This is a genomic window from Pedobacter sp. 10L46_2 (assembly GCF_056395165.1).
In genome coordinates this window covers 1-11,329 of record NZ_JBFTIZ010000116.1, presented here as the reverse complement: position 1 = coordinate 11,329, position 11,329 = coordinate 1, and the positions used below count along the sequence as shown (strand labels likewise).

At 39.1% G+C, this 11,329-nt stretch carries 11 protein-coding genes; 8 read left to right on the top strand and 3 right to left on the bottom strand.

Translation table 11 applies throughout. From position 1 onward, the window contains the following. From AC1DDX_RS14095 to AC1DDX_RS14070, 6 genes are all read left to right on the top strand, one after another. A partial coding sequence (locus AC1DDX_RS14095) for a FecR family protein (protein ID WP_477622181.1) occupies nt 1–445 on the top strand: 445 nt, incomplete at its 5' end. 334 nt (nt 446–779) lie between these two features. Next, the gene (locus AC1DDX_RS14090; RefSeq protein ID WP_288878775.1) at nt 780–4,025 is read left to right on the top strand and encodes a SusC/RagA family TonB-linked outer membrane protein; all 3,246 of its coding nucleotides are present in this window, start codon (nt 780–782) and stop codon (nt 4,023–4,025) included. Between the two features lie 4 nt (nt 4,026–4,029). Then, complete coding sequence (locus AC1DDX_RS14085; RefSeq protein ID WP_477622180.1) at nt 4,030–5,547, top strand: RagB/SusD family nutrient uptake outer membrane protein; 1,518 nt, start codon at nt 4,030–4,032, stop codon at nt 5,545–5,547. Nucleotides 5,548–5,585: 38 nt separating this feature from the next. Next, a complete protein-coding gene (locus AC1DDX_RS14080) occupies nt 5,586–6,449 on the top strand; it encodes a PKD domain-containing protein (protein WP_337716513.1) in 864 nt (287 codons plus the stop codon). Between the two features lie 18 nt (nt 6,450–6,467). Continuing rightward, complete coding sequence (locus AC1DDX_RS14075) at nt 6,468–7,589, top strand: acyltransferase family protein (protein ID WP_337716516.1); 1,122 nt, start codon at nt 6,468–6,470, stop codon at nt 7,587–7,589. Nucleotides 7,590–7,615: 26 nt separating this feature from the next. Further along, entirely contained in the window at nt 7,616–9,163 is a 1,548-nt protein-coding gene (locus AC1DDX_RS14070; RefSeq protein ID WP_172659666.1) for a DUF4832 domain-containing protein, read from the top strand. A gap of 11 nt (nt 9,164–9,174) precedes the next feature. On the opposite strand, the gene AC1DDX_RS14065 is transcribed toward AC1DDX_RS14070, so the two are convergent. Together AC1DDX_RS14065 and AC1DDX_RS14060 are read right to left on the bottom strand one after the other, a co-directional pair. Beyond that, entirely contained in the window at nt 9,175–9,771 is a 597-nt protein-coding gene (locus tag AC1DDX_RS14065; RefSeq protein WP_288878781.1) for a pentapeptide repeat-containing protein, read from the bottom strand. A gap of 4 nt (nt 9,772–9,775) precedes the next feature. After that, nucleotides 9,776–10,327: a TetR/AcrR family transcriptional regulator gene (locus AC1DDX_RS14060; protein ID WP_172659668.1), complete on the bottom strand. Its 552-nt coding sequence runs from the start codon at nt 10,325–10,327 to the stop codon at nt 9,776–9,778. 74 nt (nt 10,328–10,401) lie between these two features. Between AC1DDX_RS14060 and AC1DDX_RS14055 the strand changes: the two genes are divergently transcribed. Then, entirely contained in the window at nt 10,402–10,662 is a 261-nt protein-coding gene (locus AC1DDX_RS14055) for a hypothetical protein (protein ID WP_172659669.1), read from the top strand. A 35-nt stretch (nt 10,663–10,697) separates the two neighbouring features. Beyond that, entirely contained in the window at nt 10,698–11,189 is a 492-nt protein-coding gene (msrA, locus tag AC1DDX_RS14050) for a peptide-methionine (S)-S-oxide reductase MsrA (protein WP_172659670.1), read from the top strand. Here msrA and AC1DDX_RS14045 read toward each other — a convergent pair. After that, nucleotides 11,181–11,318, bottom strand: coding sequence for a winged helix-turn-helix transcriptional regulator (locus tag AC1DDX_RS14045; protein WP_477622182.1), 138 nt, complete (start codon nt 11,316–11,318; stop codon nt 11,181–11,183). The two genes, msrA and AC1DDX_RS14045, sit on opposite strands and share 9 nt — an antisense overlap. Nucleotides 11,319–11,329 lie beyond the last annotated feature (11 nt).

Here is an 11,329-nt window from a genome sequence, read left to right as displayed (position 1 = left end):
CCTGGTACGTAGTTCAGGTCAGGAAGTTAAAGTTCTTGGTACTCATTTTAATGTAAATGCATATGACGACGAGAATGGAGTTAAAACTACATTGTTAGAAGGATCTGTAAAGGTGAATAATAATGTTGTTCTGGTTCCAGGAGAGCAATCAGTATTTATAGGAGGTAAGCTTAATGTAAAAGCTGTAAATGCCAGTGATGCGGTAGATTGGAAAAATGGGGAGTTCGTTTTTAATAAAGACCCGCTAACCGATATTTTAAGGAAGGTATCGAGATGGTATAATGTAGATATTGTCTATGTACGCAATCTCGGTTCGCCACTGGATGTCCCTACTTTTAGTGGCTCCGTCTCCCGATTTGAAAATGTATCCGTCATATTGAGGATGCTTGAAGAAACCAGTAATGTGCGCTTTGCCATAGAAGGCAAGACGATAAAAGTAAAATAACCTAACCAACAATCAACAACTAAACAAAACCAAAATGAAAAGAATCAAAGGCAAAGCAAGCTGATATTTCCGCGCAGGTTTTTAAGAAAAAAGCTATGAAAGTGTTTCAGCACTTCCATAGCAATATCTGAGTTAACCATAAAAAACAAATTCCAGATCAGTTTAACGTATTAACCCAAGCTTCAAAGGTATGAAATTATATACTTTTAACCTAGGTGTGCCATGCCAATGGCTACCTCCAGAATTTTTATCAGTTATGAATTCGGTTGTCCGGCAATTTGCTACAGCCGATAAAAGAAAATTACTAATGAGAATTAACTTGATCATAATTATAATGACCAGCTGTTTACTGCAAGTAAGTGCAACCAGTTTTGCGCAGCGATTTAGTTATAATAAACGACAGGTTGCACTACGTCAGGTTTTTCAAGAAATCAAAAAACAGACCGGATATAAAGTGCTGTATTCAGATCAGAACGTCAATGGAAATCTTTTAATTAATGCCGAATTTAATAATGTAGAGTTAGAAACTGTATTGCAATCTTTGTTGAAGGATTTGCAATTGACATATAAGATAGATCAGAAAGTAATTCTTATCAAATCGTTGGCAAGGCCTACGTTTCAACAAATAACAGCTTTGCCAGTTAGAGCTGATATCACGGGAAAAGTGGTAGATAATAAAGGAAAGCCTCTTCCAGGAGCATCAGTAAGTGTAAAAGGAGAGGGTAAGGTTGTAAGTACAAACGATGAAGGGATTTTCCTTTTAAAAGATGTACAGGAGCCTGCAACATTGATTGTTTCATTTATAGGTTACATCCGCAAAGAAGTAGAGGTTGTTAAAAATCAACAATTAGTTATAACACTAATGGAGGATGTTGGTCAGCTAAACAATGTCATCGTTGTTGGTTACGATAGTAAGAAGCAGAATGAACTGACAAGTGCTGTTGCTGTTGTCTCATCAGTGAAATTAAAAGATGTAACGGCTAATAATATAGGCACGATGCTCCAGGGTAAAGTGGCAGGTTTGCAAGTAGTAAACAGTTCCGGTGCACCGGGTGCTGTTCCTGAAATAAGATTAAGAGGGGTATCTTCCGTGAATGCCAACCAAAGTCCGCTTACAGTTGTAGATGGGATTATTGGAGGGAATTATGATCCTAATGATGTTGCATCAATTACGGTGCTTAAAGATGCCGGAGCTACGGCTTTGTACGGCTCTCAGGCAAATGCAGGCGTTATTATTATAAATACAAAACGAGCTACATCCGGAGAAACCAACTTTGAGTTTAAAGCTACATCAGGATTTAGGACAGCTGATTTTGGTAAACTGGATGTGATGAACAGTGCTGAACTGTATGACTCCCAAAAAGAATTTTACCGGGATTATATTGTTGGTGCAACAGATAATTCATACAAGATAGATCTGATTAAATTTTATAGTGAACGCCCGTTATCACTCTTGAATCAGGATTATGACTGGTCAAAAGAATCCTTTAAACCTGCTCCCGTTAATGCATTTTACCTGTCGGCCAGTGGAAGTACAGAAAAGAATAATTATTATGTAGGTGCATCTTACTATAATGAAAAGGGAACATTTTTGAACACAGGTTTTCAGCGCATTAACCTCCGCGCTAATTCAACATACACATTCTCTAAGAAATTAAGTATTACCAATAACATCAACCTGAGTGCATCAATGGGTAAAAGTTATGATTACAACGATGTGTATTATTCCTTTTTAAATCTGCCTTGGGACAATCCATATGATGAAAATGGCACGCCTATATATGTAGATGGGAATTCGGCCTTTAAATGGTGGTCGCGAGATAAAATCAATCCAATCCATACGGTGAAGAATTCTGAACATCCTTACAAAGGGTTTGATGTAAATTATGACTTTGGATTAAACTATAACATTAACAGGTGGTTAACTTTTTCTAGTACAAACAGAGGCTCTGCGGGTTTTAATAAAGGGAAAAATTATTTCTCTCCAATTGTAGCAGGCACTTATCATGGTACTGGTTTTATTGATGAGTTGAATACGCTGAATTATGGTGTTATCTCCAATAACCTATTTAAGTTTAATTTTCAATTTGGTGATCACTCTATTACAGGATTGGCGGGGATAGCCCTGGAAGCTGGACAAACAGAATACTCTGGAGCTTCGGGTAAAGGTTTGCCAGAAGGACTGAAGGTACTTAATGTTGTATCTAACAACCAACTTGTAAATGGATTTACCGATAAAAGTTACCTGCAGTCTGGATTATCGCAGGTTAACTATAATTATAAAAGCCGCTACTTTTTATCAGGCTCGTTTCGTATTGATGGCTCCTCTGCTTTTCCGGAAGGAAATAGGTACGCTTCCTTTCCTTCAGTGTCAGGGGCCTGGTTGGCAAGTAATGAAGATTTCTTGAAAAACAGTACCCTCATTGATAATTTAAAGCTAAGGTTAAGTTATGGTATTACGGGAACGCAGGATATTGGTTCATCGAGGTATCTTGGTCTGTATTCTTTAACCACTCAATACAATTCATTAACCGGAGCTGTGCCTTATCAGCTCGCGAGTCCTAATCTAACCTGGGAAAGTAAGCATCAAATTAATGCTGGTATTGATATCGGCTTATTTAAAAGAGTTAACGTTACCGTTGATGTGTATCGTAACAATACTAAAGATCTGCTTCTGCAAGTTTCGCAGCCTTTGTCTGTTGGCTTTGAAACGAAATGGGAAAATGCCGGAAATGTAATTAACAAAGGGATCGAATTAGGAATTAATACTACAAACATAAAAACAACGGATTTCGAATGGACTACAGATTTTACAATAAACTTTAACAGCAATAAATTATATGGTTTACCGGCAGACATTGTGAAGACAGGATCGTGGAGCATTTCCCAGATTTATCGCAATGGAGGTAATCTTTACGAATTTTATATGCCTAAATGGCTTGGAATAGATAGTCAGACCGGAGCACCTGTCTGGGAAAAGCTGATTTATAATGAAGAAGGCAAAGCGGTTGCGAGTGAGAAAACACTAAATTATGCGGAAGCTACTACTCAGGAATCAGGATCGGCGTTGCCCAAGTATCAGGGTGGTTTCAATAATAGTTTGAGTTTTAAAGGTTTCAATTTACGTGTAAGTACTTACTTTAACTATGGCAATAAAGTGTTTAGCAACAACCTTCGTTTTATGATGAACGATGGACACGAACCTTATTATAACCAGATCAGACTACCGGATGGCGCTAAGATCTGGTCTGGTCCTGGTGATACTGATGCTACTGAGCCAAGCCCTCAGAATTCAGCAAATTCTACAGAAACATCTACCCGTTATCTTAAAAACGGCAGTTATTTTACAATCAGAAATATTTCATTTAGCTATGCCTTGCCTGCGTCGTTGGTAAAGAAACTGCACTTTAAAGCAATCACCTTAGGAGTTACGGCTGATAATGTGGCTACATTTTCGAATTTCTTAGGTCAGGATCCACAAACAACGATTAGTTCAGGAAGTTTTATAACGCCAGGGGTATCAGACTTCAAATATCCAAATAACAGGCAATATTTATTTACCGCTAACTTCAACTTTTAAGCATATGAAAAAGTATTTATTCTCCATAATTGTTCTCCTACTTATCTTTGGGAACAGCTGCAAAAATCTTGATGTTGCACCAAGTGATGCCATTAGTACGGAAACACTGATTACTACTACTGACGGCTTAACCAATGCTTTAAATGGTGCTTATGCTTTGTTTAAAGATCATATTACATTTAACGGTACAATAGATCAAAACAATATGTATTTTCGTCAGTTTTATCATTTGTCTGACTTTGCCAGTGATGATATTGTATGCGGACAAGTCACTACCGACCCTCTGTTTTATAGCTTTAGTCTTGGTCATTCACCCTCGCAAGGCAACACCAGGTATTTTTGGTATGTGTCTTACAAAATAATTACTGGTGTCAATACGGTAATTGAAGCTGTAGAAAAGTCGGGAACACAGGATCCGGCAAAGCTGCAACTGCTTGGCGAATGTTATTTTCTAAGAGCGTTTTGTCATTTTAACCTGGTCAGGTTGTTTGGTAAACCTTATAGCGTTGATCCTAATGCTGATGGGGTTATCCTGCGTACAAACCTTACTGATCCATCTAAAAAGAAGAGGTCTACGGTTGCAGAAGTATATGCTGCTGTTATTGCCGATGCGGAGAAGGCTGCTTCTTTAATGACCCAGCCGAGAACAGTGCAATATGCATCAAAAGAAGCCGCCTGGGCATTGTTATCACGAGTGAACTTGTACAAAGAAGATAATCAGAAAGCCATTGAATATGCCAATATGGTGATCAATTCTAAACGGTTCAGTCTTGCGACTGCTGCGGCCTATCCTTCCTTATTTGCCAATGCGCAAACAAGTACCGAAACGATTTTTTGTATTGCCTTTACCCCAGTTGACGATTATGGTAAATTTGGATCTATCGCATCGATGATCTATTCCGACGGGAATTCGGGATGGGGCGAGGAGTATGCTTCTTCTTCTTTGAGGAATGTGATGTCAAAACATCCTGAAGATGTTCGTTGGTCTTACATCGTCCCGCTGAAAGATGGCAATGGAATTATTCAGAAGAAAAATGGCCTCGAAGTATATTATATAAGCAAGTTTTCTTTCCAGGGTGGCCTTCCAAATCTAAGCTCCCCAATCATGTTCCGTTTATCAGAAATGTATTTGAATAGAGCAGAGGCAGAAGCTAAGTTAAGCAATACTGGCGCCGCTCTTGACGACGTAGATCTGATCCGTAAAAATCGCGGACTGGAGAATTCTTTATACAATAAAACATTGCCATCAGGGTATTCGGCATTAGACGTTGTTCTGGAAGAGAAACGTATAGAAATGGCTTTTGAAGGGCATAGAACCTACGATATTTATCGCAATAAGAGAGCTATGAGTAAAGCTTATTGGGGTTATCACCTGGCCGGATTAAAAGAAACAGATATTGATTTGAGTAAGACACCAACTGGTTATGCTGACCTGTCTGTGAACTACACTAATCCCAGGATCATTTATTTTGTGCCTATAGATGAAGTGCTGAGTAATACGCTTGCTACTCAAAATCAATAATCCAATATTAAAATGTCGATTATAAATATTTTATTGATATGAAGAATTTAAAAAATAACATATTCCGATTGCTGATCATGATCACAGCGGTTACCATATTATACTCCTGTAAAAAGGATAATACCCCAAAACTGACGGATTTGCTTTATGACCTTACAGTGGATGGTAATCAGGTTGCCTTTAAAACAGTAACAACAGGTATTTCATCATACAGGTGGGACTTTGGCGATGGAGGTTCTTCTACTGATGCCAATCCTGTACACGAGTATGCAGGTAAAGGTAAATACGTAACAACACTTTATGCAACAATAAATGGAAGTGTAACGGAGGCCTCTACCGTTATCAGAATTGCTAAAACTTCACCTGTTAAGCTTGATGACAATACCTTGAGTGACTGGGATAAAGTGACTACCAATATCCTTACTGCCGGTCCGGAAGGAGGTATTTTCCGATCAGCTAAATTTGATTACGATGGCAATTTTATTTACGTATATATAGAGATGAATTCTAAAAGAGCCAATGGCGATATCTTCGATTTCTATATTGACTCAGACAATAGTGCTGGCACGGGTTTATTAAGTGCCTATGCGGATGGTGGGTTTGATATTCTGCTGGAGGGACAACTGTTGAGCTCAGGTGTAGACATCTTTTACCATAATGGTGCACAAAATAGCTTTAGCTTTGCTCAACAGTCCATTTCAGAGGCTTATAACGTAGGTACTGTTACAGAAACCGCTGGTGTTTTGAGGTTTGAAATGCGTATTGCCCGTGGAAAGCTGAAGGGGCTAACAGGCACTGGAATGCGAATTGGAATTATGGCCACAAAAAGTGATTGGTCGGTAACCCTTGGCAGTATTCCTGATGCAGGAGCTTCGGCATTCCTGCTTGATATGAGTGAGTAGTTTTTAAAATAATTTCTTATGGCTAAAAATACAGCAACTCAATTTGTTGCCGGACGTGTGGTATCTCTTGATGTGATGAGAGGATTAATCATGTTTTTGCTTTGTGCAGAGAGTTGCCATCTATATGGAGCCCTCAAAGGTCTTAATCCGGTACAGCCCGCGGCAATTCTTATTGAGCAGTTTTTTCATCATCCATGGCATGGATTGCGATTTTGGGATTTGGTACAACCGGCATTTATGTTTATGGCAGGAGCGGCCATGTATATCTCCTATAGCCGCAAATTGGAGAAGGGGAGTACCTGGGAAAAGAATTGGAGTCATATCGTAATCAGGAGTTTTAAGCTTTTCCTTTTTGGTGTTGGACTTCACTGTGTGTATGCAGGGAAGCCAGTCTGGGAACTTTGGAATGTGCTTACTCAATTGGCTTTTACCACTTTGCTTGCCTACCTGATGATTGGCAGATCGTACAACTGGCAAATCATCAGTTCCGTGGCATTACTGCTGCTTACGGAAACAATGTACCGTTTGATACTGATGCCAGGTTTTGATCAGCCATTTGTAGAAGGTCATAATTTTGGATCGTATGCAGATACACTACTCATGGGTAAGATCAATCCAGATGGTTGGGTGGCCATAAATGCAATACCGACTACAGCGCATACAATTTGGGGTGTGCTTGCAGGAAAACTTTTAATTTCAGCGCGATCAGCATCTTATAAAATAAAGGTGCTGATCGGGTTTGGCTTGCTTGCTCTAATGATTGGATTCGGGCTAGATGCTTTACAGGTTACCCCAATTATAAAAAGAATAAGCACTAGCTCTTTTGTGTTTGCATCAGGTGGTTGGGTGTTAATTATGCTGGCTGCGGTGTACTGGTTAGTTGACGTAAAGCAATGTACAAAATACGTGTGGATATGCGCTGTAATGGGAATGAATGCCATATTTATCTATATATTTTTCGAAACTATTGGTGTGCAATGGCTGAATGGTGTAGTCGGAATTTTTACAGGAGATATTTTAGCAATGTTGTTTGGATTACCGACCGATGTTAGTGCTGTAGTGACCGCTTTAAGTACGCTTCTGGTTGAATGGGCACTTTGTTACTGGCTGTACAAGCGTAATATCTTTTTCAAGCTTTAAACAAATTCATTTAGAAGAAAATCATCATGAATATAAAATTGACCCTTAGCGTTTTAATTTTTTCTACTGTTATCCTTCTGTTTTTTAGTTCCTGTAAAGAGGAAAACGAAAGTTTGGTTAAGGTAGAGAAGGTGAATGTAACTTACTCAGAAAGTACCGAAGATTTTCCTAATCCTGAACGGGGATTTTACCGTTACTCAGAAACCGCTGCAAGTAGCTATACCGTACTTGATGTAGAAACACTTATAACTTATCGCTCCTTACAGGATGTTTCTACAGCAAATTACAAAATATATAGCACGCTCGTTTTCAGGTATTATATTCTAGACAATGTAACCACCACTAGCATCTCAGAATCGTTTCTGAATAATATTAAAAAAGATATGGCTGCTGCAAGAGCAGCAGGAGTGAAACTGATTCCGCGTTTTGTGTATACTGCTACTGCGCGTCCGGGTAACTGTCCGGAAGGATTTATTTGCCCAACTTATGGAGATGCCGCTAAGTCTGTTGTTTTGAGCCATATTGCACAGCTTAAACCTGTACTTACAGAGAATGCAGATGTGATAGCTTGTATACAGCTTGGATTTATTGGTACCTGGGGAGAGAATTATTATACTGATTTCTTTGGTGATGCCTCTATGAATGGTGGACAGGAGAGTAAACTAACAGATCAGAACTGGCGAGACAGGGTAGAGGTATTGAAGGCCTTACTTGCTGCGGTGCCAGCCGATAGAATGGTTCAGGTTCGCTACCCACAATTTAAGCAACGCTTTTTGTTCGGCGTAAACTCAGCACTTTCTTCAGCACCACTTGCTGAGCTTATGGCATTCACGATGTCAGATGAATCTCGTATCGGTTTTCATAATGATTGTTTCCTTGCCAGTGCTAATGACTTTGGGACCTATGAGGATTATGGAAATAGCAGTACACCAAGAGCATCAGACGGTATGGTTTTAAATACTTTAAGGGATTATACGAAGGCCGACAGCCGATATGTTGTTGTTGGTGGAGAAACCTGTTCGGATGACTATAGTCTTAACGATTGTGAGCCAGCCGGTAAAACCCAGGAAGAACTTGCAGCCATGCACTTTAGCTATCTGAATGCTCATTATAATACTGCAGTAAATAATGACTGGCAAACTGGAGGTTGTATGGATAATATTAAAAAAAACCTGGGCTATCGCTTTGTCTTGCAATCTGCAGTTTTACCTGATAATGCTGTGAAAGGCACAAGCTTAAATGTAGTACTCAATGTTAAAAACGTTGGGTATGCATCGCCTTACAATAAAAGAACAATAAAACTGGTGCTACGGAATAAGGCAAATGGCGACTTGAACTCCTTTGCTCTTGCTACCGATGTAAGGAGATGGTATTCGGGAAGTTTTAAGGTAGAGGAAAGTATAAAAATACCTTCCGAATTTGCAACAGGTGAATATGAAATGTTGCTTCACCTGCCAGATGAGTATGCAAGTATTGCTGATAGGCCCGAGTACAGCATCCGCTTGGCGAATAAAGATGTATGGGAAGCTTTAACAGGTTACAACAAGCTTAACCATACTGTTGCCATTAAATAATTTGACGCATATTATTCACCATGATAATCAATATCTAGGTTGTATTGGTAAAGCAGGCCAGAAAGATTCAATGCGGAAAATTTCGCCTGTTTTACTTTATTGATAGCCGGATCAAGGCTAAAGTTCTTTGCCGTACGGAAGTCTGTTTTCTCTAGAACGGATTTGACAAATGTTGCGCCTGAAAGATCACAGTTATGGAATACGCTTGAGGTTAAATCGCATTCTTCAAAATCAGTTTCTTTAAGTGAACATTCCGTGAAGTTTGTTTTCTTAAGTTTTGTGCCATAAAAAGTTGAATAATCCAGATGGCTCCGCTCAAAATTAAAAGAAAATAGAAACTTATTGCATTTAGAAAAATCAATTCCCAGTATTTTACAGCCGGTAAAAGTAACATCCTTAAATCCGGTACCTGTAACCACAGTAAGTGAGAAATTGCATTGTTTAAAATGACAATCCATAAAATCATTATGGCTTAAATCACTCTTGGAGAAATCACAGTTTACAAATTCACATTTGATAAATTCTCGGTTCTCCAGTCTCTTTTCTGCATAATTGATGCTATTAAATGTTTTGTCTTCGTGGACTGTAGTCTCGTTAGAACTGTTCATGAAATTAGTTTAAGTTGAGTAATTTGTTAACGATCTGCTTTTTCTTTTCGTTGTTGATGCCATAAAGTCCAAGGTTATCAGCGTACCAAAGTCCATCTGCAACAAGGATAATGATCAGGCTGTTGATATCCAGATCTGCTACTGATCCACCCCCAATATGATTGGTAAACCATTCTTCCCACATTTTTTTATAGTGCTCATTAATAAGTGCCGCTTGCAAAATGACTTTCATAGTTCTCCTATAATGTAGATCACTGCTTTTTTTGATAACGAAGCGAAGAAAGGCAAGGGGGGCGATGTCATTTCCTGAGGCTCTTTTTTCTTCAATGGTCCACTCGGTCAGTTCAACAAGGCTTTGGTGTACCAATTCTTCCAGTAGCTCTTCTTTATTACGAAAATGATGGATAATGCCACCCTTACTCAATCCGGTTTGATCGGAAATCGCTTGGAAAGTGACCTGATGCCAGCCGGCTGTGGCACCTATTTCGGCTGCTATATGAAGAATCAATTGTTTACTGGCTTCCGGATCTTTCTTTCTTTTATATGGATTTTCCATTCCTCAAAGATACCGAACGATTGGTTTGTTTGCAAATTATTTTATATATTTGTCATCTCAATCAGTTAGTTCCAATGTCCAGATACGTTATTATTCTATCCCCTGTAATTGATACGCCAATTGATTTACGGCATGTTTTCGAGGTTATTTATACTTTTTCTAATATCTTAGAATGGTCTGTTGATCTCGACGATTGTGATAAGATTCTCCGAGTTGTTTGCAGCGAGGATATTGGTCAGGAATTGGTAAAGAGTATGGCGCTAGTAGGAATCAGTTCGTCGGTACTGGAGGTTTTTGATGAAAATGGGATTTCTATTATACAAATAGTGCATTAGCATCGTACCTTTATTCAATTAAAAAGAAAAGCTATATGAATACAGAAAAAGCCATTCTGGCGGGCGGTTGTTTTTGGGGGGTAGAAGAACTTATAAGGCACCAGCCAGGTGTTATTTCAACGGTGGTTGGATACACTGGAGGGGATGTTCCCAACGCAACTTACCGGAATCATGGAACACATGCTGAAGCCATTGAAATCATATTTGATCCAGCACTTTTATCCTATCGTTCGCTCCTTGAATACTTCTTCCAGATCCATGATCCAACAACACGGAACAGACAGGGAAACGACATAGGAACCTCTTATCGGTCAGCCATTTTTTTTATGGATGAAACACAAAGGGAAACCGCAAAGGCTTTAATCGCAGATATGGAAGCTTCTGGTAAATGGCCCGGGCCAATTATAACGGAAGTAGTTCCTGTCGCCGATTTTTGGAATGCTGAAGAAGAACACCAAAATTACTTGCAAAAGCAGCCATACGGATACACCTGCCACTTTGAAAGACCTGAATGGAAACTAGGTTAGTTGATTTAACTTTCTGTGTTTTGAGCCCCAACTGCTCAAAGTTTCCCATATTGGAATAAGTTCAATGCCTATTTCGGTTAATTCGTATTCTACTCTGGGTGGAACGGAGGAATGGAGTGTCCTGGATATGAGTCCATGAT

What these genes read in the sequence shown, in the direction of transcription:
- AC1DDX_RS14055 (WP_172659669.1), top strand. Translation starts at nt 10,402, where the DNA reads ATGTCCAGATACGTTATTATTCTATCCCCTGTAATTGATACGCCAATT.
- msrA (WP_172659670.1), top strand. Translation starts at nt 10,698, where the DNA reads ATGAATACAGAAAAAGCCATTCTGGCGGGCGGTTGTTTTTGGGGGGTA.
- AC1DDX_RS14085 (WP_477622180.1), top strand. Translation starts at nt 4,030, where the DNA reads ATGAAAAAGTATTTATTCTCCATAATTGTTCTCCTACTTATCTTTGGG.
- AC1DDX_RS14070 (WP_172659666.1), top strand. Translation starts at nt 7,616, where the DNA reads ATGAATATAAAATTGACCCTTAGCGTTTTAATTTTTTCTACTGTTATC.
- AC1DDX_RS14065 (WP_288878781.1), bottom strand. Translation starts at nt 9,771, where the DNA reads ATGAACAGTTCTAACGAGACTACAGTCCACGAAGACAAAACATTTAAT.
- AC1DDX_RS14060 (WP_172659668.1), bottom strand. Translation starts at nt 10,327, where the DNA reads ATGGAAAATCCATATAAAAGAAAGAAAGATCCGGAAGCCAGTAAACAA.
- AC1DDX_RS14080 (WP_337716513.1), top strand. Translation starts at nt 5,586, where the DNA reads ATGAAGAATTTAAAAAATAACATATTCCGATTGCTGATCATGATCACA.
- AC1DDX_RS14090 (WP_288878775.1), top strand. Translation starts at nt 780, where the DNA reads ATGACCAGCTGTTTACTGCAAGTAAGTGCAACCAGTTTTGCGCAGCGA.
- AC1DDX_RS14075 (WP_337716516.1), top strand. Translation starts at nt 6,468, where the DNA reads ATGGCTAAAAATACAGCAACTCAATTTGTTGCCGGACGTGTGGTATCT.